The sequence below is a fragment of the Streptomyces sp. NPDC050287 genome, assembly GCF_044459385.1.
GTDB lineage: Bacteria > Actinomycetota > Actinomycetes > Streptomycetales > Streptomycetaceae > Streptomyces.
The window spans coordinates 22,205-45,243 of the sequence record NZ_JBITIY010000024.1; the positions used below are offsets into that span (position 1 = coordinate 22,205).

The 23,039-nt window shown below is 70.2% G+C and carries 23 protein-coding genes; 8 read left to right on the plus strand and 15 right to left on the minus strand.

All coding sequences use genetic code 11. The features are described 5' to 3' along the window. Nucleotides 1–213 precede the first annotated feature (213 nt). From ACIBK3_RS44360 to cseC, 4 genes are all read left to right on the plus strand, one after another. Nucleotides 214–762, plus strand: a complete 549-nt coding sequence (locus ACIBK3_RS44360; RefSeq protein ID WP_399374162.1) for a SigE family RNA polymerase sigma factor — start codon at nt 214–216, stop codon at nt 760–762. Further along, on the plus strand, nt 750–1,457 hold the full coding sequence (locus ACIBK3_RS44365) for a hypothetical protein (RefSeq protein WP_399374164.1): 708 nt from the start codon (nt 750–752) through the stop codon (nt 1,455–1,457). Before ACIBK3_RS44360 ends, ACIBK3_RS44365 begins: the two co-directional genes overlap by 13 nt. Before the next feature lie 204 nt (nt 1,458–1,661). Further along, entirely contained in the window at nt 1,662–2,369 is a 708-nt protein-coding gene (gene cseB / locus ACIBK3_RS44370) for a two-component system response regulator CseB (protein ID WP_399374165.1), read from the plus strand. A gap of 17 nt (nt 2,370–2,386) precedes the next feature. Next, nucleotides 2,387–3,730, plus strand: coding sequence for a two-component system sensor histidine kinase CseC (gene cseC, locus ACIBK3_RS44375; protein ID WP_399374167.1), 1,344 nt, complete (start codon nt 2,387–2,389; stop codon nt 3,728–3,730). 9 nt (nt 3,731–3,739) lie between these two features. On the opposite strand, the gene ACIBK3_RS44380 is transcribed toward cseC, so the two are convergent. The 3 genes from ACIBK3_RS44380 to ACIBK3_RS44390 all read right to left on the minus strand — a co-directional run bounded on the left by ACIBK3_RS44380 (nt 3,740) and on the right by ACIBK3_RS44390 (nt 6,498). Continuing rightward, nucleotides 3,740–4,183: a VOC family protein gene (locus tag ACIBK3_RS44380; protein WP_399374169.1), complete on the minus strand. Its 444-nt coding sequence runs from the start codon at nt 4,181–4,183 to the stop codon at nt 3,740–3,742. A gap of 57 nt (nt 4,184–4,240) precedes the next feature. Then, nucleotides 4,241–4,663: a helix-turn-helix transcriptional regulator gene (locus ACIBK3_RS44385; protein WP_399374259.1), complete on the minus strand. Its 423-nt coding sequence runs from the start codon at nt 4,661–4,663 to the stop codon at nt 4,241–4,243. 296 nt (nt 4,664–4,959) lie between these two features. Next, nucleotides 4,960–6,498 carry an MDR family MFS transporter gene (locus ACIBK3_RS44390; RefSeq protein WP_399374171.1) on the minus strand — a complete coding sequence of 513 codons (1,539 nt, stop codon included), beginning with the start codon at nt 6,496–6,498 and terminating at the stop codon, nt 4,960–4,962. A 121-nt stretch (nt 6,499–6,619) separates the two neighbouring features. On the opposite strand from ACIBK3_RS44390, the gene ACIBK3_RS44395 reads away from it, so the two are divergent. Then, nucleotides 6,620–7,228, plus strand: a complete 609-nt coding sequence (locus ACIBK3_RS44395) for a TetR/AcrR family transcriptional regulator (protein WP_399374173.1) — start codon at nt 6,620–6,622, stop codon at nt 7,226–7,228. Between the two features lie 49 nt (nt 7,229–7,277). On the opposite strand, the gene ACIBK3_RS44400 is transcribed toward ACIBK3_RS44395, so the two are convergent. Beyond that, on the minus strand, nt 7,278–7,880 hold the full coding sequence (locus tag ACIBK3_RS44400) for a M23 family metallopeptidase (protein ID WP_399374174.1): 603 nt from the start codon (nt 7,878–7,880) through the stop codon (nt 7,278–7,280). Nucleotides 7,881–8,332: 452 nt separating this feature from the next. Here ACIBK3_RS44400 and ACIBK3_RS44405 point away from each other — a divergent pair, with 452 nt between their 5' ends. Continuing rightward, entirely contained in the window at nt 8,333–8,995 is a 663-nt protein-coding gene (locus ACIBK3_RS44405) for an HAD family acid phosphatase (protein ID WP_399374175.1), read from the plus strand. A 101-nt stretch (nt 8,996–9,096) separates the two neighbouring features. Here the strand turns inward: ACIBK3_RS44405 and ACIBK3_RS44410 are convergent, their stop codons facing one another. Continuing rightward, complete coding sequence (locus tag ACIBK3_RS44410; RefSeq protein ID WP_399374177.1) at nt 9,097–11,622, minus strand: ATP-dependent Clp protease ATP-binding subunit; 2,526 nt, start codon at nt 11,620–11,622, stop codon at nt 9,097–9,099. Between the two features lie 441 nt (nt 11,623–12,063). On the opposite strand from ACIBK3_RS44410, the gene ACIBK3_RS44415 reads away from it, so the two are divergent. Further along, complete coding sequence (locus ACIBK3_RS44415; RefSeq protein ID WP_399374178.1) at nt 12,064–12,915, plus strand: SCO3374 family protein; 852 nt, start codon at nt 12,064–12,066, stop codon at nt 12,913–12,915. A gap of 63 nt (nt 12,916–12,978) precedes the next feature. Here the strand turns inward: ACIBK3_RS44415 and ACIBK3_RS44420 are convergent, their stop codons facing one another. The 10 genes from ACIBK3_RS44420 to ACIBK3_RS44465 form a co-directional block, all read right to left on the minus strand. Continuing rightward, complete coding sequence (locus ACIBK3_RS44420) at nt 12,979–13,314, minus strand: Lsr2 family protein (RefSeq protein WP_399374180.1); 336 nt, start codon at nt 13,312–13,314, stop codon at nt 12,979–12,981. A 261-nt stretch (nt 13,315–13,575) separates the two neighbouring features. Continuing rightward, nucleotides 13,576–14,160, minus strand: a complete 585-nt coding sequence (locus ACIBK3_RS44425; RefSeq protein WP_399374182.1) for an amino-acid N-acetyltransferase — start codon at nt 14,158–14,160, stop codon at nt 13,576–13,578. Between the two features lie 9 nt (nt 14,161–14,169). Next, nucleotides 14,170–14,601, minus strand: coding sequence for a BlaI/MecI/CopY family transcriptional regulator (locus ACIBK3_RS44430; RefSeq protein WP_399374184.1), 432 nt, complete (start codon nt 14,599–14,601; stop codon nt 14,170–14,172). 146 nt (nt 14,602–14,747) lie between these two features. Then, on the minus strand, nt 14,748–14,927 hold the full coding sequence (locus ACIBK3_RS44435; RefSeq protein ID WP_399374186.1) for a hypothetical protein: 180 nt from the start codon (nt 14,925–14,927) through the stop codon (nt 14,748–14,750). Between the two features lie 76 nt (nt 14,928–15,003). Next, on the minus strand, nt 15,004–15,777 hold the full coding sequence (locus ACIBK3_RS44440; RefSeq protein ID WP_399374260.1) for a hypothetical protein: 774 nt from the start codon (nt 15,775–15,777) through the stop codon (nt 15,004–15,006). A 349-nt stretch (nt 15,778–16,126) separates the two neighbouring features. Next, the gene (locus ACIBK3_RS44445; RefSeq protein ID WP_399374187.1) at nt 16,127–16,924 is read right to left on the minus strand and encodes a type III pantothenate kinase; all 798 of its coding nucleotides are present in this window, start codon (nt 16,922–16,924) and stop codon (nt 16,127–16,129) included. A gap of 5 nt (nt 16,925–16,929) precedes the next feature. Beyond that, on the minus strand, nt 16,930–17,916 hold the full coding sequence (nadC, locus tag ACIBK3_RS44450) for a carboxylating nicotinate-nucleotide diphosphorylase (RefSeq protein WP_399374189.1): 987 nt from the start codon (nt 17,914–17,916) through the stop codon (nt 16,930–16,932). 5 nt (nt 17,917–17,921) lie between these two features. Then, complete coding sequence (locus ACIBK3_RS44455; protein WP_399374261.1) at nt 17,922–19,685, minus strand: L-aspartate oxidase; 1,764 nt, start codon at nt 19,683–19,685, stop codon at nt 17,922–17,924. 11 nt (nt 19,686–19,696) lie between these two features. Beyond that, nucleotides 19,697–20,689 carry a pantoate--beta-alanine ligase gene (gene panC / locus ACIBK3_RS44460; RefSeq protein ID WP_399374191.1) on the minus strand — a complete coding sequence of 331 codons (993 nt, stop codon included), beginning with the start codon at nt 20,687–20,689 and terminating at the stop codon, nt 19,697–19,699. Further along, entirely contained in the window at nt 20,686–21,615 is a 930-nt protein-coding gene (locus ACIBK3_RS44465) for a Rossmann-like and DUF2520 domain-containing protein (RefSeq protein WP_399374193.1), read from the minus strand. Before ACIBK3_RS44465 ends, panC begins: the two co-directional genes overlap by 4 nt. 185 nt (nt 21,616–21,800) lie before the next feature. Between ACIBK3_RS44465 and ACIBK3_RS44470 the strand changes: the two genes are divergently transcribed. Beyond that, entirely contained in the window at nt 21,801–23,003 is a 1,203-nt protein-coding gene (locus tag ACIBK3_RS44470; protein WP_399374195.1) for a threonine aldolase family protein, read from the plus strand. Nucleotides 23,004–23,039: the final 36 nt, after the last annotated feature.

Here is a 23,039-nt window from a genome sequence, read left to right on the forward strand (position 1 = left end):
CCCCCCAAACGGCGCGAATAGGCGTATCGCTTTACCCCTTTCCTACTTCCGTTACACAACCGACGGACAGCCGAGTCCTAGCCGCGCGCTGCTTCGGACAGCCCCGTGACAACCGCTCCGTAGCTTCATTGGCGTACCGGGCGGACCCGGGACGACGAGGAACGAACCGACGGCGAAGCGGCCGGCGGAAACGGGGATCAGGAGGCGGTCGACATGGCGCAGGGAGAGGTGCTCGAGTTCGAGGAGTACGTCCGCACCCGGCAGGACGCGCTGCTGCGCAGCGCACGCCGGCTGGTACCGGACCCGGTCGACGCGCAGGACCTGCTCCAGACGGCGCTGGTTCGGACGTACGGCCGCTGGGACGGGATCGCGGACAAGCGGCTCGCGGACGCCTATCTGCGCCGGGTGATGATCAACACCAGGACCGAGTGGTGGCGGGCACGGAAGCTGGAGGAGGTGCCGACCGAGCAGCTGCCGGACGCCTCGGTCGACGACTCCACCGAGCAGCACGCGGACCGCGCCCTGCTGATGGACATCATGAAGGTTCTCGCCCCGAAGCAACGCAGCGTCGTCGTCCTGCGACACTGGGAGCAGATGTCCACGGAGGAGACGGCCGCCGCCCTCGGCATGTCGGCCGGAACGGTCAAGAGCACGCTGCACCGGGCGCTCGCCCGGCTCCGCGAGGAGCTGGAGAGCAGGGACAACGCCGAGCTCGGCGTACGCGCGCCGGAGCGTGAGGAGCGGGAGCGTTGCGCGGCCTAGGCACGAGGGCCAGCGGCACCGGGCACACGGGAGGGGATCCCTGCAGCGGACCCCTCCGGCCCGGGCCCACGCCCGCCCGGGGGACCCTCCAGGCGGCGATCACGGCAGTGGCCGTGCTCGCCGCCCTCACCCTTTTCATGTCCGCGTGCGGCACCGGTGGTACCGGCGCCCGCGACGAAGGTCCGGCGCACGCCGACTCGGTTGCCGGCACCGCCCCCTCCGCCGCGCCGGTCCCGTCCCGGACGGCCGAGCGGCTGGACGCGGTCCGGCTCGTCAAGGCGGATCCCGCGGTCTCCGCGGAGGTCAAGCGCGAGCTGAAGCCGTGCGTGGCCGACCAGTACCCGGTCGACGTGTCGTACGGCGACCTGACCGGCCAGTCGGCGGACGACGTCATCGTCAATGTGCTGACCTGCGGGGACGCGGTCGGTATCGGCTCGTATGTGTATCGCGAGAAGGGTGGCTCGTACCAGAATGTCTTCAAGGCCGAAGAGCCGCCGGTCTACGCGGAGATCGACCGCGGCGACCTGGTGGTGACCAAACAGGTGTACGAGAAGGGTGACCCGGTGTCGGCGCCCTCCGGCGAGAACGTGATCACGTACCGCTGGAGCGGGACCCGCTTCACCCAGGCGTACACCATGCACAACGACTACGGAAAGACGGCCGGGGACGGACCGACCCCGGTGCCGGACAACTGATCCGCCGGTGGATCGGCTCCCCGTCCACGGCACCGGGAACCGAACGGACTGTCGACGGCGTGAACCGATCGGGCCGCTCGATCCGTCCACCTGGTAGGACACGACGCGGGCTCCGAAACGACCGAGGACACAGACCACACAGAGCACCCAGCGCACCCGGACCCGCCTGGGCCCGCCCGGACCACCGAGAGCAGAGAGCAGCGGATGGCAGACCAGACCCACGTTCTGTTCGTCGAGGACGACGACGTCATCCGCGAGGCCACCCAGCTCGCCCTGGAGCGGGACGGCTTCGCGGTCACCGCCATGCCCGACGGGCTGTCGGGCCTGGAGGCGTTCCGGGCCGACCGCCCCGACATCGCGCTGCTGGACGTGATGGTCCCCGGGCTCGACGGGGTTTCGCTGTGCCGCCGTATCCGGGACGAGTCGACCGTCCCGGTGATCATGCTGTCCGCGCGCGCCGACTCGATCGACGTGGTGCTGGGGCTGGAGGCGGGCGCCGACGACTACGTGACCAAGCCGTTCGACGGCGCGGTCCTGGTCGCCCGGATCCGCGCGGTGCTGCGCCGCTTCGGCCACGCGAGCGGCGGCGACCGTACGGACGATCCCGCCGCCCCGGCGCCCGGCGGCGGGCTGCTGACCTTCGGCGAGCTGGAGATCGACACCGAGGGCATGGAGGTGCGCCGGACGGGAGTGCCGGTGGCGTTGACGCCGACCGAGATGCGGCTGCTGCTGGAGTTCTCCTCCGCGCCGGGCACGGTGCTCTCGCGCGACAAGCTGCTGGAGCGGGTGTGGGACTACGGCTGGGGCGGTGACACCCGGGTCGTCGACGTCCATGTGCAGCGGCTGCGGACGAAGATCGGCCAGGACCGGATCGAGACGGTCCGCGGCTTCGGCTACAAGTTGAAGGCCTGAGCAGGAGTGTCAGGGGCATGAGGGGGAACCTGCGGCGACCGGTGACAGCCGCCACCGACCGACTCGGCCTCCGTACGGGCCTGCGCTGGAAGCTGAGCGCCGCCATCGCGCTGGTCGGGGCTCTGGTGGCGATCGCGCTCAGCCTCGTGGTGCACAACGCGGCCCGGGTCTCGATGCTGGACAACGCGCGCGACCTCGCCGACGAACGAGTCCTGATCGCGCAGCGCAACTACGAGCTGTCCGACCGCCCGAACTTCCCCAACATCAAGATCGACGACCCGGAGCTGCCCGGGGAACTGCGGGCGAAGGTCGAGCGGGGCCGCCGGGCGACTTATGTGTCCGACATGCCGGGCGGGGCGCCTGACATCTGGGCGGCCGTACCGGTCAAGGGCGGCCATGTGCTCTCTCTGCACACCGGGTTCACCGACCGCAGCACCGACATCCTCAACGACCTCGACCAGGCCCTGGTGATCGGCTCCATCGCGGTCGTTTTGGGCGGCAGCGCGCTCGGCGTGCTCATCGGCGGACAGTTGTCGCGTCGGCTGCGCAAGGCGGCGGCCGCGGCGAACCGGGTCGCCAGGGGGGAGCCGGACGTGCGGGTGCGGGACGCCATCGGCGGAGTCGTACGGGACGAGACCGACGACCTCGCGCGGGCGGTGGACGCCATGGCGGACGCGCTGCAGGAGCGGCTGGAGGCGGAGCGCCGGGTCACCGCCGACATCGCGCACGAGCTGCGCACCCCGGTGACCGGTCTGCTGACGGCGGCCGAGTTGCTGCCCCCCGGCCGTCCCACCGAGCTGGTCCTCGACCGGGCGAAGGCCATGCGCACCCTCGTCGAGGACGTCCTGGAGGTCGCCCGCCTCGACGGCGCCTCCGAGCGGGCCGAGTTGCAGGACATCCTGCTCGGCGAGTTCGTCAGCCGACGGGTGGCCGCGAAGGATCCGGAGATCGAGGTACGGGTGGTGCACGAGTCGGAGGTCACGACCGACCCGCGCCGCCTGGAGCGGGTGCTGTTCAACCTGCTCGCCAACGCGGCCCGGCACGGCAAGCCGCCGATCCAGGTCAGCGTCGAGGGCCGGGTGATCCGGGTCCGCGACCATGGCCCCGGCTTCCCCGGACACCTGCTCGCCGATGGACCGAGCCGCTTCCGCACGGGCAGCACCGACCGCTCCGGCCAGGGCCACGGTCTGGGCCTGACCATCGCGGCCGGCCAGGCCCGCGTCATGGGCGCCCGGCTGACCTTCCGCAACGTACGGCCGGCGGGCGCGCCGGAGGACGTACCCGCGGAGGGCGCGGTCGCCGTGCTGTGGCTGCCGGAGCACGCCCCGACGAACACGGGCAGCTATCCGATGCTGCCGTAGGCCCGCCCCTCAGGACCAGTCCTGGTCCATGTCGAGGCCGCCCTCGCGGGGCTGGGTGAAGGAGAACCAGTTTCCGGAGTCGTCGCGGAAGAGCGCCTCCGTGCCGTAGGGACGCTCCTGCGGCTCCTGCAGGAACTCCACGCCGCGATCCTTGAGCTTCTTGTAGTCGCCGTGGATGTCGTCGGTGGTCAGCACTCCCGCGCCGAGCGCGCCCTTGGCCACCAGTGTCCTGATCATCTCGGCGGACTCGGGATCCATCGCGTGTCCGCCCGGAACCATCAGCGTGAGCTCGACGTCGGGCTGGTCCGGGGAGCCGACGGTGAGCCAGCGCATGCCGCCCTCGCCCATCGTCATGTCGGTGCGGACCTCGAGGCCGAGCTTCTGGGTGTAGAACTCCTTGGCCCGGTCCTGGTCGAGGACCCAGACGGTCGAGATGGCGAGACCCTTGATCATGGCGTACTCCTGTCGGCGGTCGTCGGTCGTGCCCTGTCACGGTAGGCAGCGGCGCCGTCAGATCGCTTCTTCAGAATTGCGCTGTGCGCCGCCCGGAGCGGTGCGGAAGCCTCCGGCCCACAGCATGGCGTAGCAGCCGGGTATCAGGGCGGCTCCGCGGCCGACGTGCTTGGTCCGGTACTCGGTGGGGGTCAGCCCGGTCCACGCCTTGAACCGGGTCGAGAAGGTGCCCAGGCTGCTGAAGCCGACGAGATGGCAGATCTCCGTCACCGACAGGTTCGCGGTGCGCAGCATCTCCTCCGCCCGCTCGATGCGGCGGTGCGTGAGGTACTGGCCGGGCGTCTCGCCGTACGTCTCCCGGAAGGCGCGTATGAAGTGAAACCGCGAGTACCCGGCGTGCGCGGCGACCGCGTCCAGGTCGAGCTCCGGGTCGGCCCAGTCCCGGTCCATGGCGTCTTTGGCCAGCCGCACCTGCCGCATCTTGTCCATACGGCGATGGTGGCACGGGCCACTGACAGCGCCCCTGGATCCGGCGGGCGAAGATTCCCGGGATCCCGGCGGGCGAAGATTCCCGGGATCCCGGCGGGTGAAGATCTCCTGGGGCCGGGCGCGGATGGAGATCTCCTGGATCCCGGTACGGGCGAAGATCCCCTGGATCCGGGCGGGCGAAGGCCCCCGGGGCGGACACCATCCGGGGGCCTTCAGCTCATGCGCGGGTCACACGCCTCGACCATGGGCGGCTGCGCCGCGGCACCGTCGGTCGAGTCCTCGCCCGCCTACTGCGGTCCGGCGCCCTTGAGCGGGACCTCCTTGACGAACACCGCCGCCGCCAGCGCGACCACCGCGACCACCGCGCCGAGCAGGAACGCCGAGTGCGTGCCGGAGGACACCGCGTGCTGGTACGCCTCCCGGGCCACCGCCGGCAGCTTCTTCAGGCTCGCCGCGTCGAGCTGTGCGGACTTCTCGGTCACCTTGGACCCGATCGCCCCGGCCCGCTCGGTCATGACGTGCTGGACGCGGTTGTTGAACAGCGCGCCCATGATCGCGACACCGAAGGAGGAGCCGAGCGTGCGGAACAGGGTGGTGGACGAGGACGCGACGCCCATGTCCTTCATCTCCACGCTGTTCTGCGCGACCAGCATGGTGATCTGCATCAGGCAGCCCATGCCGAGACCGACGACGGCCATGAACACGCCGGACATGAACCGGGTGGTGTCGGTGTCCATCGTCGACAGCAGGTAGAGCCCGACGACCATCAGCACACTGCCGACGACCGGGAAGACCTTGTACTTGCCGGTGCTGGTGGTCACTCGGCCCGCGACCATCGAGGTCACCAGCATCGCGCCCAGCATCGGCAGGAGCAGCAGACCGGAGTTGGTCGCGGAGGCGCCCTGCACGGACTGCTGGTACAGCGGCAGGAAGAGGGTCGCGCCGAACATCACGAAGCCGGTGACGAAGCCGATGACCGACATGAGGGTGAAGTTGCGGCTGCGGAAGATGTGCAGCGGTACGACCGGCTCGGCGGCCTTGGTCTGCCAGAACACGAACCCGATGAGCGCGGCGACGCCGATCCCGATCAGCTCCATGATCCGCGCGGACGTCCAGGCGTACTCGGATCCGCCCCAGGTGGTGACGAGCACGATCGCGGTGATGCCGACGGTCAGCAGTCCGGCGCCCAGGTAGTCGATCCGCGCCTGCGCCCGCTTCTTCGGCAGGTGCAGTACGACACTGATCGCGGCCAGCGCCACCACGCCGAGCGGCAGGTTGATGTAGAACGCCCAGCGCCAGCCCCAGTGGTCGGTGATGGTGCCGCCGACCAGCGGTCCGCCTATCATCGCGAGCGCCATGACGCCGGCCATCATGCCCTGGTACTTGCCGCGTTCCCGCGGCGGAATCAGGTCCCCGATGATCGCCATGACGCCGACCATCAGACCACCGGCGCCCAGGCCCTGTATCGCACGGAAGCCGATCAGCTGCCCCATGTCCTGGGCCATACCGCTGAGCGCGGAGCCGATCAGGAAGAGCACGATCGAGCTCATGAAGACGCCCTTGCGCCCGTACATGTCGCCGATCTTGCCCCACAGCGGGGTGGAGGCGGCGGTGGCGAGCGTGTACCCGGTCACGACCCACGAAAGGTGTTCGAGTCCGCCGAGTTCGCCGACGATCGTCGGCATCGCGGTGCCCACGATCATGTTGTCGAGCATGGCGAGCATCATGGTGATCATGAGCGCGAGCAGCACGACCCGTACGCTCTTCGGTTGTTTCTCCGGTTCCGTCTCGACCGGTTTCGTCGCGACCGTCTGTGTGTCCGCCATCGCTCCCACTCCCTGGTGCTGCACCGGTCGGCTACTTACTTGTCGCCCGGCTAGTTGACTACACTGGGGAAGGTAGACCCGTAACTAGCCGGGCGTCAAGTAAGTTTTCAGGAGTGCGACGATGGGCGGCACCATGGACGGCACCAAGCAGCAGCGCCGCGGCAACACCCGCCAGCGCATCCAGGACGTGGCCCTCGACCTGTTCGCCGAGCAGGGTTACGAGAAGACCTCCCTGCGCGAGATCGCCGAGCACCTCGACGTCACCAAGGCGGCCCTGTACTACCACTTCAAGACCAAGGAAGAGATCCTCGTCAGCATCTTCGAGGACCGCACACGGCCGATCCTCGACCTGATCGAGTGGGGCCGGCAGCAGCCGCACACCCTGGAGACGAAGCAGGAGATCGTACGCCGGTACAGCGAGATCCTGGCAGGTGCGGCACCACTGTTCCGCTTCATGCAGGAGAACCAGGCGGCGGTACGGGAACTACGGGTCGGCGAGACCTTCAAGGAGCGCATGAAGGGCCTGCGCGAGATCATCGCCGACCCGGACACGGCCCTCGCCGACCAGGTCCGCTGCATCAGCGCGATCTTCACCCTGCACGCCGGGATGTTCTTCCTCCAGGACCTGGACGCCTCTCCCGAGGAGAAACGCAAGGCGGTCCTGGAGGTGGCGACGGACCTGGTGACCCAGGCCCACGAGGGGACCCGTGAGGGGGCCCGGGGGGCGTAGCCCCACGGAGGGGACCCGGGGGCTTGGGCCCTCCCTCGGAGGGCTTCCCTCAGACCTTCACGCCCTTGGAGTGCAGGAAGGCGACCGGGTCGATGGCCGAGCCGTAATTCGGGGTCGTACGGATCTCGAAGTGCAGGTGCGGGCCGGTGGAGTTGCCGGTGTTTCCGGACCGGGCGATGTGCTGACCGGTGCCGACGATCTGGCCGACCCTCACGTCGATCCGCGACAGGTGGGCGTACTGGGAGTACGTCCCGCTGCTGTGCCTGATGACGATGGCGTTGCCGTACGCGGGACCGTCACCGGCGCCGTTGCCGCCCGCCTTGACGACGGTGCCGCCGTGCGCGGCCATGACATTGGTGCCGCTCGGCACAGCGAAGTCCTGACCGCTGTGGGTGGACTGCCACAGAGCACCGGCCTGGGCGAAGCCCGCGGACAGCTTGTAGTTCTTCACCGGGTCGATCCAGGACGCGGCCTTCTTGGCGGCGGCGGTCTGGGTGTGGACGACGGTTGCGGTGGCGGCCGCCGCGGGAGTGGCGGCGGCCGCGACCCCTGCGCCCAGCGCGACCGACACTCCGAGGCCGGCGGCCAGCACAGCCGCACGGGTGCGGAGGACGGACGTACGGGAAGAACGGGACGAGACACGCGGGGACATTCGGAACCTCATGGGGACGGGGACAGAAAGGCCACCCGGCGTACGGACATCCGCCGGATGGAGCCACCCCTTGGTAACCGCCGACCCCACATACCCCCAAACAGCTGTTCTACGACAGAATCTAGTACTTCACACCGGAAAGTCGCCCTTCTTGACAGATGAGCCATCAAGGGTCAATCGCATCAATGCGGCGCAATTCACCCATAAATTCATGGCGAAATGCGGCTTTTGACCGTATTGATGTTTCTACTATTCCGGCTAGTATCGGGCAAATCGCCTGTGCTGCTTATCACCGGCCCCACCGCTCCCGATCTTCGATGAGCGACCGTCATGTGACGCAGGTCTCTGGCGACTTACCGCCCAGTAACCCTACGGTTCCCCTCACGCCACCCTCACCCACGAGCATGCACCCGACAACTGCAGAACGTCTGGACGTGAGAGGAACCCCCCACATGACCACGAGACGCCCCTGGGCGTGCCGCGCAGCCGTCACCGCCGCCTCCGCCGCCGCCCTCGCGGCCCTTGCCGTCCCCGCCGAGGCCGCGACGACCACCACGGGCACCTTGACGACCGCAACGACGGCCACTGTCACCACAACGGCCACCACCGCGGCTGCCGAGGACGCCGACTACGCGACCTGGCAGAAGGACTGCCAGGCCGTGATGGACCAGGCCCTGCCCTATCTGAAGCAGCGCATGGCGGCGACGAAGCCGGGCGAGAAGCAGGCGATCGTCTTCGACGTCGACAACACCACCCTGGAGACCGACTTCGGCTTCAGCTACCCGCAGCCGGCCAACAAGCCCGTCCTGGCCGTCGCCAAGTACGCGCAGGAGCACGGCGTCTCCCTGTTCTTCGTCACGGCTCGTCCGGGGATCATCGCCTCGGTGACCGACTACAACCTCGCCCACGTCGGCTACAAGGTCTCCGGGCTCTATGTCCGCGGCTTCGCCGACCTCTTCAAGGACGTCGCCGCCTACAAGACCGCCCAGCGCGTCGACATCGAGTCCAAGGGCTACACGATCATCGCGAACATCGGCAACAGCGCCACGGACCTCTCGGGCGGCCACGCCGAGAAGACGTACAAACTGCCGGACTACGACGGTCAGTTGTCGTAACCGCCCACAAAGCAGGCGATCATTGCCCGCCCCCGAGGCGTGCGAAAGGGGCCGGTGCTCGAAAGCACCGGCCCCTTTCCGTGGCGCCGCAGCCCTGAGGCTTACGCCTCCTTGCTCAGGTTCGGTCCGGCTCCGCCGGCCGCCTGCTCGATCGGCGGGACGTCGGGCAGGGCCGACTTCTCCTCACCCCGGAAGGTGAAGGTCGCCGTCTCGCCTTCGCCCTCGGTGTCCACGACCACGATGTGACCGGGACGCAGCTCGCCGAAGAGGATCTTCTCGGAGAGCGAGTCCTCGATCTCGCGCTGGATGGTGCGACGCAGCGGACGCGCACCCAGCACCGGGTCGTAGCCCTTCTTGGACAGCAGTTCCTTGGCGGACTGGGAGAGCTCGATGCCCATGTCCCGGTCCTTGAGGCGCTCGTCCACCTTGCCGACCATGAGGTCGACGATCGCGAGGATGTCGGCCTGGGTCAGCTGCGGGAAGACGACCACGTCGTCGACGCGGTTGAGGAACTCGGGGCGGAAGTGCTGCTTGAGCTCGTCCGAGACCTTGTTCTTCATGCGCTCGTAGTTGGACTTCGTGTCACCCGCGGCGGCGAAGCCGAGGTTGAAGCCCTTGGAGATGTCCCGGGTGCCGAGGTTGGTCGTCATGATGATGACCGTGTTCTTGAAGTCCACGACCCGGCCCTGGGAGTCGGTCAGGCGACCGTCCTCCAGGATCTGCAGCAGCGAGTTGAAGATGTCCGGGTGGGCCTTCTCGACCTCGTCGAAGAGGACGACCGAGAACGGCTTGCGGCGCACCTTCTCGGTCAGCTGGCCGCCCTCTTCGTAGCCCACGTATCCGGGGGGCGAACCGAACAGACGCGACACCGTGTGCTTCTCGCTGAACTCCGACATGTCGAGGGAGATCAGCGCGTCCTCGTCACCGAAGAGGAACTCGGCGAGGGCCTTGGAGAGTTCGGTCTTACCGACACCGGACGGGCCGGCGAAGATGAACGAACCACCGGGACGCTTCGGGTCCTTGAGGCCCGCACGCGTACGACGGATCGCCTTCGACAGCGCCTTGACGGCGTCCTTCTGGCCGATGACCCGCTTGTGGAGCTCGTCCTCCATGCGCAGCAGACGCGAGGACTCCTCCTCGGTCAGCTTGAAGACCGGGATGCCGGTGGCGGTCGCGAGGACCTCGGCGATCAGCTCGCCGTCGACCTCGGCGACGACGTCCATGTCGCCGGCCTTCCACTCCTTCTCCCGCTTGGCCTTGGCGGCCAGGAGCTGCTTCTCCTTGTCGCGGAGGGAGGCGGCCTTCTCGAAGTCCTGCGAATCGATCGCGGACTCCTTGTCCCGGCGGACACCGGCGATCTTCTCGTCGAACTCGCGCAGGTCCGGCGGCGCGGTCATCCGGCGGATGCGCATCCGGGAGCCGGCCTCGTCGATCAGGTCGATCGCCTTGTCCGGCAGGAAGCGGTCCGAGATGTACCGGTCGGCCAGAGTGGCGGCCTGGACCAGCGCCTCGTCGGTGATGGAGACGCGGTGGTGCGCCTCGTACCGGTCACGCAGACCCTTGAGGATCTCGATGGTGTGCGGCAGGGACGGCTCCGCCACCTGGATGGGCTGGAAGCGGCGCTCGAGGGCCGCGTCCTTCTCCAGGTGCTTGCGGTACTCGTCCAGCGTCGTCGCACCGATGGTCTGCAGCTCACCGCGGGCCAGCATCGGCTTCAGGATCGAAGCCGCGTCGATGGCGCCCTCGGCGGCACCCGCACCGACCAGCGTGTGCAGCTCGTCGATGAACAGGATGATGTCACCGCGGGTGCGGATCTCCTTGAGGACCTTCTTCAGGCGCTCCTCGAAGTCACCGCGGTAGCGGGAGCCGGCGACCAGCGCGCCGAGGTCCAGGGTGTAGAGGTGCTTGTCCTTGAGGGTCTCGGGCACCTCGCCCTTGACGATGGCCTGGGCGAGACCCTCGACGACGGCGGTCTTGCCGACACCGGGCTCACCGATCAGGACCGGGTTGTTCTTCGTACGACGGGACAGCACCTGCATGACCCGCTCGATCTCCTTCTCGCGCCCGATGACCGGGTCGAGCTTGGACTCACGAGCGGCCTGGGTGAGGTTCCGGCCGAACTGGTCGAGGACCAGGGACGTCGAGGGCGTGCCCTCGGCAGGCCCGCCGGCGGCGGCGGTCTCCTTGCCCTGGTAACCGGAGAGCAGCTGGATGACCTGCTGCCGCACCCGGTTGAGATCTGCGCCCAGCTTGACCAGGACCTGGGCGGCGACGCCCTCGCCCTCACGGATCAGGCCGAGCAGGATGTGCTCCGTGCCGATGTAGTTGTGGCCCAGCTGAAGGGCCTCGCGGAGCGACAGCTCCAGGACCTTCTTGGCACGGGGGGTGAAGGGGATGTGCCCGGACGGGGCCTGCTGCCCCTGCCCGATGATCTCCTCCACCTGCTGGCGGACCGCCTCGAGCGAAATCCCGAGGCTCTCAAGGGCCTTGGCGGCGACACCCTCACCCTCGTGGATCAGGCCCAGGAGGATGTGCTCGGTGCCGATGTAGTTGTGGTTGAGCATCCGGGCTTCTTCCTGAGCCAGGACGACAACCCGCCGCGCGCGGTCGGTGAACCTCTCGAACATCGTTAATCGCTCCTCAGAGCGGTCAGGCAGTGGGGGGAACTTCCCCTCCCTGTCCTTCCGCAGCTTAGTCCCGCAAGCGGGGACCGCTCATTCCAACTGCCGACACCGGACCGAGAACCAACACTGCCTCCTGACCCCGAACGCCGACATATGCTCCAACCTGATGGTGCGAGACGATGTTCCCGCAGGCCAAGCTGTTACCCCCACCATCAGTACGCCGATGGCGAACGTGAGACGGCCTGTCCTGCGTGTCGCCCCCTCCCACTAGGGATGTCTTACCCGCTCGCACGGACAGTCCATGCCGCGCGCCCCCGTTCCCTCCGCTATGGGCGAACAACCTTGTGCTCCGCCGTGCCCCCGCACGCCCCCATTTCCAGCACTCTGCGCATTCGCCGTACCACAGAGCGTAACTTGCGCGCCCTTTCGACGGTTGCGCCTGGCATGGTTGGCGCCCTCCCCCCGATCACCACGGACCTTCGCACGGGTTCCTCGGACCTTCCCAAGGGTCCCACGGGCCTCGCCACGGTCCCGCTCCCCCGTCGGCCGCTCGATCCGAGCGAGGAGATCTGCCCGCGGGAGGAGAGCCGTCGGTGGTACGAGATCCGTCGGTGGTACGAGAACGACCTGGGCTGGCCGACAGTGCCCGCGCGTCCAGAGCCCGCCGCAACTCCAGGTGTCCCCGCCTGTCCGGTCCGGCTCCGCGTGGGCCCGCGTTTCGACGTCCTGGAGGTGCCGGCCGAGGCGGGACGGGCGGCCCTGCGGCACCTCGCCGCGGACTCTCCGGTGGCCCTGCAGGGCGGCCGGATGCGGATCCTGGTGGCGGCGGGCAGCGCGGAGGACGTGCCGGGCGTGCTGGAGTGGCTGGAGTGGGGCTCGCTGCCGCTCGACCTCACGATGATCGGCGACGGCGGCGTGATGGACGCGCCGCTGCCTGCCGATGCGAGGGCGGCGATGGCGGCGGGGCTGACGCGCAGACCCGGGTCCGCGCCCGAACCGACGCTTCCTGGGTCCGCGGGACCGACCAGGCCGACGGGGCCGGCCGACGTGTGGACGCTGCCCGTGGGCTGCTCGGGGGCCGCGCAGGGGGCCGCCGTGTGGGTGCGGCCCCCCGAGCCTGAAGGCGAGGTCGAGGCCTCGCTGCCGACACTGTCGGTCGTGGGGCGCGGTGGGGGCGTTGGGGGCGCCCCCGATCTCGTACGCGTGCTGAACACGGTGGCAACGCAATGCCACCGCCTGCGGCTTCGACGCGCGCAAGCCCTGCCGTCGGCCGTCCTCCCCCGGACCCGGCACTGAGCCAGGCCGCGCTTCGGGCAGGATCCACGCTGCACAGGATCCACGCTGCGCCGGGTCCCTCGATCAGCCGTTGGCCTTCTCGTAAGCCTCGCGAATGGACTGCGGAACACGGCCGCGGTCATTGACCTCGTAACCGTTCTCCTTCGCCCAGGCACGGATCTGCGCGGTGTCCTGGCTGCCGCCGGAAGCCGCACGCGCCTTTCCACGCCCACCCGAAGCACGGCCTCCGGTACGGCGGCCGCCCTTCACGTAAGGGTCAAGAAGGCCGCGCAGCTTGTCCGCATTGGCGGTCGTGAGATCGATCTCGTACGTCTTGCCGTCCAACGCGAACGTGACAGTCTCGTCCGCCTCGCCGCCGTCGAGGTCGTCGACAAGAAGGACCTGAACCTTCTGTGCCACCGGATTTCCTTTCATCCATAACGTGAGGGCCGGGAGTCTGCGGCGTCCGCCGTTTCGCCGTCCCCTGTTATATGCAGTACTGCACTACGTCGGAAAGCAAACCGCTTTTGCCGGAAAAACACAAACCCCTGGGAGAGACCGACCGACCTCCCACAGTCCGGAAACGTGCGCGTTTCGGACATAGGGAACCCGGGCAGGGCTCGTCCGGACGGAATACGCCTTCCGGATCCCGTCTTGTCGTCCCTTGTCCCGTCCGGGCGATCACAGATGCAGAAGCATCCGGCTGTTGCCCAAGGTGTTCGGTTTCACTCGTTCGAGACCGAGGAACTCCGCCACGCCTTCGTCATAGGAACGCAGGAGCTCCGCGTAGACATCGGTGTCGACGGGTGTCTCACCGATCTCCACGAAGCCGTGCTTGCCGAAGAAGTCCACTTCGAAGGTCAGACAGAAAACGCGACGAACACCGAGCCAGCGCGCGGTGTGCAGCAACTTCTCCAGTAGCTGATGGCCGACACCGGCGCCCTTCAGGCCGGGCTTCACGGCGAGAGTACGGACTTCCGCGAGGTCTTCCCACATCACGTGCAGGGCGCCACAGCCCACGACCTCGGCGTTGTCGTCCCGTTCGGCGACCCAGAACTCCTGGATGTCCTCGTAAAGCGTCACCGTCGCTTTGTCGAGAAGGATGCCGCCACGGACGTACGCGTCAAGGAGACGGCGCACGGCCGGGACATCGCCGGTACGGGCACGCCGGACGGTGATGGCTTTTGCGGTGACTTCGGGACTCGCGACGGAGGGACTCTCCGCCGAGCTCTGCGCTGAGCTCTCTGCTGAGCTCTCTGTTGACATGAGCGGACGCTATCGCCCGCGGCCCTCCGGTGCCGAGCCGGGGTTCGTCCGCGCGGTATCGGGGGCGGAGGCCGGGGCGGGCTCCGGGGATTCCGGGCCCTGAACGATGCGGACGGCGTCCCGCAGGGCAACTCGCTGTTCCTCGCTCATCATGCCGAAGAACGCGACGAGAGCGGCGGCCGGGTTGTCGCTCTGCGACCAGGCCTCGTTCATCAGGGCCGCGGCGTACGCGGCGCGCGTGGAGACCGCCTCATATCGATAGGCCCGGCCTTCGGCCTCACGACGAACCCAGCCCTTCTGATGGAGATTGTCCAGAACGGTCATCACCGTGGTGTAGGCGATGGACCGTTCCTGCTGAAGATCTTCCAGGACTTCTCGAACGGTCACCGGGCGGTTCCACTTCCACACCCGCGTCATGACCGCGTCTTCGAGTTCTCCCAATGGGCGAGGCACAACTCAGCACAATAGTGGGAGATACCGGTATTGGCGTGACGAACGTGCTCTTTCATCATCAAACAAGCGCAAAAGGGGTGTACGACTCGACAGGGTGTGGAGTCGTACACCGGTGAGGCGCGCTGTCCGTCCGCTCAGGCGTCGGTGTGCGCCGAGCTCTGACGGGCGTCCTCGGCGCGCGCCAGGGCGGCGTCGACGACCGCGTCCTCCTTGGCCTTGTTGGCCCCGCCCTGGGTCTTCACGATCACCCTGATCACACCGATGAAGAACACGGCCATGACGACCGGGGGCACGAGCGCGGAGACGTAGTCCATGCGTCCAGGGTAGCCAGGGGCCGGGGGACGCTCGGGGCGGGGTGGGGCGAAGTGGGGCGAGGCGAGACAGTGCGCTTCAGCCTGCGACGACCAGTTGTCGCGGAGGGGTCGCGGACGGCGGGGTGGCGGGTTTGCGCCGCGGGAAGACCTCGCCCGGCGTGGGGATGGGGCGCGCCGGCTTGGGCCCGGCAGGACCGGGCGGCTCGGGAGCGGCCGGCCTGGACGGTTCGGGCGCACCGGGCCGCTGTGGCCGGTCAGGCCGCTCCGGTCGCTCCGGTCGCTCGGCGGGCTTCTGCGGGGGCTTCCGTGCGGGTTCCTTCGCCGGATCCTTGGCGGCGCGGTTCGTTGCGTCCCGCTCGGCGGTGTGCCACCCGGCCGGGTGGTCGTCCCTGGCCGCCGAACGGCCCCCAGGGAGGGCCAGGAGGCGGGTACGGGAGGCGGGGACGGCCGGGGTTGAGCAGGAGGCCAGGCGGGTGGCGTTGCGGGACAGACGGGCACGCACGTCCCGTTCCACGAGGGCTTCGCAGCGGTCGAGGAGGGCGGCGGCGAGGGGGTTGCCGCGCAGGGCCCTGAGGCCGGCCAGATCGTCGGGGTCCGGGCGGTGCCCGGCGCCCAGCGCCTCCTCCAGCAGCGCGAGGAATCCGGCGGCGGTGCCGGGGAGTGCGGCGCGGTACCGGGCGAGGTCGGCCACCAGGAAGGCGCGCATCCGGGCACCCTCACGCGTCGCCTCGTCGAGGGACTCGGCGAGGCGGAGGCAGGCCTGGACGTCCTCGGCGGAGGCGGGCGTGGGGTTCAGGGCGAGGGCGAGAGCGCGGCGGAGCACACGCAGCTCCTCCACACCGAACGCCATGCCGCCGCGGGATCCGTATGGCGTGGGCATGTGGCGACGATACGCGCTAATCAGACAAACTCGACATAAGTCACCCGGGTGTCGCGTCCACAGCCACCCGGCCGGCGGGTCCGGGGGCACCGGCGGGTCCGGAGGACGCGGTGCAGTCTGGCGGCGGTCGAAGGCGCACGGCCCAAGCCGACTTCTTGAGCCCGGCCCCGACCGGGGCCGAAGGGACGGAAGCGGACGGGAGGCAAGGGCGACGGGGAGGACGGGACGGGCAAGGGCGACAGGGGAGGACGGGACGCGTAAGGGCGGAGGGGGGCGAAGAATCAGCCCTGCGCTCGCCCCCCGCCCGCACGCGCACCCCTCACATCCGCGACACGTTCCGCTCGTACACCAAGCGCAACCCGATCAACGTCAGCCACGGCTCGTGCTCGTCGATGACCGCGGACTCCCCCAGCACCATCGGCGCCAGTCCCCCCGTCGCGATGACCGTCACGTCCTCAGGCTCGTCCGCGAGTTCCCGTGCCATCCGGTTCACGACGCCGTCCACCTGGCCCGCGAACCCGTAGATGATCCCGGACTGCATGGCTTCGACGGTGTTCTTGCCGATCACGCTGCGCGGCCGCGCCACCTCGATCTTCCGCAGCTGCGCTCCCTTCACACCGAGCGCCTCGACGGAGATCTCGATACCGGGTGCGATGACACCGCCGACGTACTCCCCGCGCGCGGAGACCGCGTCGAACGTGGTCGCCGTACCGAAGTCCACGACGATGGCCGGTCCGCCGTACAACTCGACGGCCGCCACCGCGTTGATGATCCGGTCCGCGCCGACCTCCTTGGGGTTGTCGGTGAGGACCGGCACCCCCGTCTTCACGCCCGGCTCGACCAGGACCGCGGGCACGTCGCCGTAATAGCGCCGCGTGACCTCGCGCAACTCGTGCAGGACCGACGGGACGGTCGCGCAGATCGCGATGCCGTCGATGCCGTCGCCCAGCTCGTCGCCGAGGAGGGGGTGCATGCCCATCAGGCCCTGCAGCAGGACCGCCAGCTCGTCGGCGGTGCGGCGCGCGTCCGTGGAGATGCGCCAGTGCTCGACGATGTCCTCGCCGTCGAACAGGCCCAGAACCGTGTGCGTGTTGCCCACGTCGATGGTGAGGAGCATCGCGACTACTCCGCCTCGCGCAGGTCCAGGCCGATGTCCAGGATCGGCGAGGAGTGGGTGAGGGCCCCTACGGCGAGGTAGTCGACGCCGGTGTCGGCGTACGCGCGCGCGTTGTCCAGCGTCAGGCGGCCCGACGCCTCCAGGGCCGCGCGGCCGTGGACGATCGCCACCGCCTCCTCGCACTCGCCCGGCGTGAAGTTGTCCAGCAGGATCAGGTCGGCGCCCGCGTCGACGACCTCGCGCAGCTGGTGCAGGGTGTCGACCTCCACCTCGATCGGCACCTCCGGGAAGGCCTCCCGTACGGCCTTGAAGGCCTGGGCGACGCCGCCCGCGGCGACCACGTGGTTGTCCTTGACGAGGGCTGCGTCGGACAGCGACATACGGTGGTTGACGCCGCCGCCGCAGCGGACCGCGAACTTCTCCAGGGAGCGCAGGCCCGGTGTCGTCTTGCGGGTGTCGCGGACGCGCGCCTTGGTGCCCTCCAGGGCGTCCGCCCACGCGCGCGTGGCGGTCGCGATGCCCGACAGGCGGCACAGGAGGTTGAGCGCGCTGCGTTCGGCGGTCAGCAGGTCACGGGTGCGGGTGGTGACCGACAGCAGCTTCTGTCCGGCCTCCACGCGGTCGCCGTCCTCAACGTGCCGCTCGACCTCGAACTCGTCCGTGCAGACCACCGAGACGACCGCCTCGGCGACCCTGAGGCCGGCCACCACGCCCGCCTCGCGCGCGGTGAAGTCGGCGGTGGCGACGGCCTCCTCCGGGATGGTCGCGACGGTCGTGACGTCCACGCCGTGGTCGAGGTCCTCCTGGATGGCGACGTTGGCGATGTCCTCGACCTCCACGGGGTCGAGCCCGGCGTCGGTCAGGAGCTGTGCGAGCGCGGGGTCGAGCCCGCACTCCGCGTATTCTGCGGCTTCCTCGTAGCCGTCGGCGCCACAGGCGCAGCCGTCGCCGCAGCCGCCGGTCGACGCGAGGGGAAGGTCGGGGGTGCTCACTTCTGTCACTGCTCCTGGTGGGGCTGCCGGTACTGCCGGGTCGGGGGGAAGTCTGCGGTATCGGTGGTGTGTACGGCGAGGGTGCGGTCCGGATTCAGCCGTACGACGATGTGGCGGCGCCAGGCCGTGTCGTCGCGCTCGGCGTGGTCCTCGCGCCAGTGGCAGCCCCGGGTCTCCTCGCGCAGGCTGGCCGCGGCGACCAGGACGCGGGCCACACACAGGAGGTTGGTGGCCTCCCAGGTGTCGACGCCGGGCTCGGCGGTCTTGCCGTTCTCGTCGAGGGCGTCCCGGGCGTCGCTGTGCAGCCGCTGGAGGGCGTCCGCGGCGGTGGCCAGGGAGCCTGCGGAGCGCAGGACGCCCGCGCCCCGTGTCATGGTCCGCTGGATCGCGAACCGGGCCTCGGGCGCCAGCAGCGGGTGGGCGGGCTTCTCCGGGTGGTCGAAGGGGGCGGGCACGCGCGCGTGGAGGCCGTTTTCCGCCCGGCTCGCCCCGATGTCGGCGGCGATGCGCTCGGCGTAGACCAGACCCTCCAGGAGGGAGTTCGACGCGAGCCGGTTGGCGCCGTGCACGCCGGTGCACGCGACCTCGCCGCACGCGTACAGGCCGGGAACGGTGGTGCGGCCGTGGTCGTCGGTGCGGACGCCGCCGGAGGCGTAGTGGGCGGCCGGGGCGATCGGGATGGGCTCGTGGACCGGGTCGATGCCGTGGGCGCGGCAGGCGGCCAGGATCGTCGGGAAACGGTGCTCCCACATGTCGGCGCCGAAGTGCCGGGCGTCGAGGAACATGTGCTCGGCGTCCTGCTCCTGCATGCGCCGCATGATGCCCTTGGCGACGATGTCCCGGGGCGCCAGCTCGGCGAGTTCGTGCCGGCCGGCCATGAAGCGCACACCGTCGGCGTCCACGAGGTGGGCGCCCTCGCCCCGTACCGCTTCGGACACGAGCGGCTGCTGGCCCTCGGCGTCCGCACCGAGGAACAGCACGGTGGGGTGGAACTGGACGAACTCGAGGTCGGAGACCTCCGCGCCGGCGCGCAGGGCGAGCGCCACGCCGTCGCCCGTCGACACGGACGGGTTGGTGGTCGCCGAGAAGACCTGGCCCATCCCGCCGGTCGCGAGGACCACCGCGGGCGCGTGCACCGCGCCCACACCGTCGTGCTGGCCCTCGCCCATGACGTGCAGGGTCACACCCGCCGTCCGGCCGTCCTCGTCCGTGAGGAGGTCCAGGACGAGCGCGTTCTCGATCGTGCGCAGCCCCCGCGCGCGGACGGCTTCGACCAGTGCGCGGGAGATCTCCGCGCCGGTCGCGTCGCCGCCCGCGTGGGCGATACGGCGGCGGTGGTGGCCACCCTCGCGGGTGAGCTCCAGGTCGCCCGCTTCGGACTCGTCGAAGTGCGCGCCGGTCGCGATCAGGCGGCGTACTGCGTCGGGACCCTCGGTGACGAGGATCCGTACGGCCTCCTCGTCGCACAGGCCCGCGCCGGCGACCAGGGTGTCGTCCAGGTGCTGTTCGGGCGTGTCGCCCTCGCCGAGGGCGGCTGCGATACCGCCCTGCGCCCAGCGGGTGGAGCCGTCGTCGAGGCGGGCCTTGGTGACCACGACCGTGCTGAGACCGGCCGCCTCGCAGCGCAGGGCGGTGGTCAGGCCGGCGACGCCCGAGCCGACGACCACGACGTCCGCGGCGATGTTCCACCCGGGCACGGGCGCATGCAAGCGGAGGTGAGCGCGAAGCGCTCTCGTCTGAGGGTGGTGGTGGGCGACGGGCGGGCGTATGCCTGTGCTGGTCACGAGGCGGCTCCGAAGGTGAGGGGGATGTTGTCGATCAGCCGGGTCGTCCCGACCCGGGCGGCGACGGCGAGAACGGCCTCGCCGGTGAAGTCGTCCTCGATCTCCGAGAAGTCGGACGGGTCGACGAGGGCGAGGTAGTCCAGCGCGAGCGGGGGATCCAGGCGGGCGGCGTCGTCGAGGACCAGGCGGGCGGCCGCGCGGACGGCCGACGGGGCGCCCGGGAGCGCCTTGGCGACGGCGTGGGCGTCGGCCGCGGCGCGGGACTCCCCGATGGCGCTCAGGGCCTCGGCACGCGCACGCGTGGCGGGCACCTCGAGCGCCCGCGCGCGCAGCGCCTCCTGCGCCGCGTGCCGGTCACGGCCGGCGAACAGCGCGCGGGACAGCACGAGCGCCGTGCGCCGTTCGGCCGGCGAAAGGTAGCGGTTGCGGCTGGACAGGGCCAGCCCGTCGTCCTCGCGCACGGTCGGTACGCCGACGATCTCGACGCCGAAGTTCAGGTCCCGCACCATGCGGCGGATCAGGGCGAGCTGCTGGGCGTCCTTCTGGCCGTACAGCGCCACGTCGGGGCGGGTGAGGTGCAGCAGCTTGGCGACGACGGTGAGCATGCCGTCGAAGTGGCCGGGGCGCGACGCGCCTTCCAGGCGCTCCCCCATGGGGCCGGCGCTGATGCGGACCTGAGGCTCGCCGCCCGGGTACACCTCGTCCACGGAGGGGGCGAACACGACGTCCGCGCCCGACTCGTCGGCGAGCTTGACGTCGGCGTCCAGGGTGCGCGGATAGCGGTCGAGGTCCTCGCCCTGGCCGAACTGCAGGGGGTTCACGAAGACCGTGACGACGACCTCGCCGTCCGGGCCGGCGATCTCGCGGGCGGTGCGGATCAGCGTGGCGTGGCCCTCGTGCAGGGCACCCATGGTCATCACGACGACGCGGCGGCCCGTCCGCGCGCGGGCGTGCAGTTCGTCAGCGGTACGCAGCAGGACGGTGCTCATCGGGCATCCCCTTCGGCGCCGTTGGTCCCGTGGGCGAGTACCCCGAGGAGGTCCTGAGCGAGTTCCGGCTTCAGCAGGCCGTGGGCGAGCGCCCGGTCCGCCGTCGCGCGGGCCATCGCCAGATAGCCGGCGACGGCCTGCGGGGCGTGCTTGCGCAGCTCCTCGACGTGGGCGGCGACCGTGCCGGCGTCCCCGCGCGCGACGGGGCCGGTGAGCGCCGCGTCGCCGGAGCGCAGGGTGTTGTCGAGGGCGGCGCCGAGCAGCGGGCCGAGCATCCGGTCGGGGGCCTCGACTCCGGAGGCGCGCAACAGCTCCATGGACTGGGCGACCAGCGTCACCAGGTGGTTGGCGCCCAGCGCGAGGGCCGCGTGGTACAGCGGCCGCATCTCCTCCGCGATCCACTCGGGTTCGCCGCCCATCTCGATGACCAGGGCCTCGGCCGCGAGTCGCAGCTCCTGGGGCGCGGTGACGCCGAAGGAGCATCCGGCCAGGCGCTGTACGTCCACGGGGGTGCCGGTGAAGGTCATCGCCGGGTGCAGGGCCAGCGGCAGCGCGCCGGCGCGCAGAGCGGGGTCCAGGACCTTGGCGCCGTACCGCCCGGAGGTGTGCACCAGCAGCTGGCCGGGCCGGACCGCGCCGGTCTCGGCGAGGCCCTTGACGAGGCCGGGCAGGACGTCGTCGGGGACGGTCAGCAGCACCAGGTCGGCCCGCTCCATGACCTCGGCGGGCGGGACGAGCGGCACGTCGGGCAGCAGTTGCGCGGCCCGGCGCCGGGAGGCGTCGGAGACGCCGGAGGCGGCCACCGGCCGGTGGCCGGCGAGTTGGAGGGACGCGGCGAGCGCGGGGCCCACGCGGCCGGCGCCGACGACGCCGACGGTGAGCCGCGCGGGGCGGTCCTGGGTGTCTGGCTGTTGGACTGTACTCACGCGACGGCGGCCTTCCCGTTCCAGTCCGCTCTGGGTACCGGACGATTTCTCGTCATGTTAACGCGATTGGTTCCGGGGGCGGTCGGTTGTCCACAGGCTGTGGGTTCCCGTGCGCCCCGCACCTATTGACCGCACGTGCTGAAAACCGGGTGCCCGCGCGGAGGGGCTGCGGGCATCATCCGGGGATGAGCGACACGGCGGAGCAGGCAGAGAACAGCCAGGATCGGGAGCGGATCTCGGACGAAGAACGGCGTCCACAGCGCAGAGCGCGGCGCATAGCCGCCTGTAGAGGCGCGGACCGCGCCCTCGCGCGCCTGGGCGTCCTCGGCACCCTCCGGGAGCGCCTGGCCCTGCTGGACGCGGCGTCGGAGCTGTACGACCTCGACGAGACGTCGGACATGTATGGCGACGGAATCGTCGAGGCCCTGGAGAACAAGGTCGCCGGACTGCTCGGCACGGAGGCCGCCGCCTTCTTCCCGACGGGCACGATGGCCCAGCAGGTCGCCCTGCGCTGCTGGGCGGGCCGCACCGGCGACCCGGCCGTCGCCCTGCACGGGCTGTCCCACCCAGAGCTGCACGAGCGGAACGCGTTCAGCCAGGTCAGCGGATTGCGCCCGGTCCGGATGACGAGCGAGCCCCGGCTGCCGACCGCGGACGAGGTACGGCGCTTCGACGAGCCCTTCGGGGCATTGATGCTGGAACTCCCCCTCAGGGACGCCGGTTTCGTGCTGCCCTCCTGGGAGGAGCTGGTCGAGGTCGTCGAGGCCGCCCGGGAACGCGACGCGGTGGTCCACTTCGACGGGGCCCGCCTGTGGGAGTCCACCGTGCACTTCGGCCGGCCTCTGGAAGAGATCGCGGGGCTGGCCGACAGCGTCTACGTGTCGTTCTACAAGTCTCTGGAGGGCTACGGCGGCGCCGCTCTCGCCGGCCCGAAGACTCTCATCGAGGAGGCGAAGGCCTGGCGGCACCGGTACGGCGGCACGGTCTTCCAGCAGTTCCCGACCGTGCTGTCGGTACTGGCCGGACTGGAGCGCGAGCTGCCGCGGCTGCCCGAGTACGTGGCCCACGCGCGCGTGGTGGCCGACGCGCTGCGCGAGGGGTTCGCGGCGGCCGGGGTGCCATGGGCGCGCGTACACCCCGAGGTGCCGCACACCCACGACTTCCAGGTCTGGCTGCCGTACGACGTGGAAACCGTCTCGGAGGCCGCGATCCGGCAGGCCGAGGAGACGAGGACCGTCCTGTTCGCCAACCCGTGGGAAGACAAGGGCCCGGGTCTGGCCGCGACGGAGGTCTACATACGGGCCTCCGGCCTGGAGTGGACGCCGGACGACGTGAAGTCGGCGGTGGCGGACTTCGTCTCCCTGCTGAGCGCCGGGGACGGCAGCTGACCCGCAGCCGGACCGGAGCCGTGGCCGCAGCCGGCG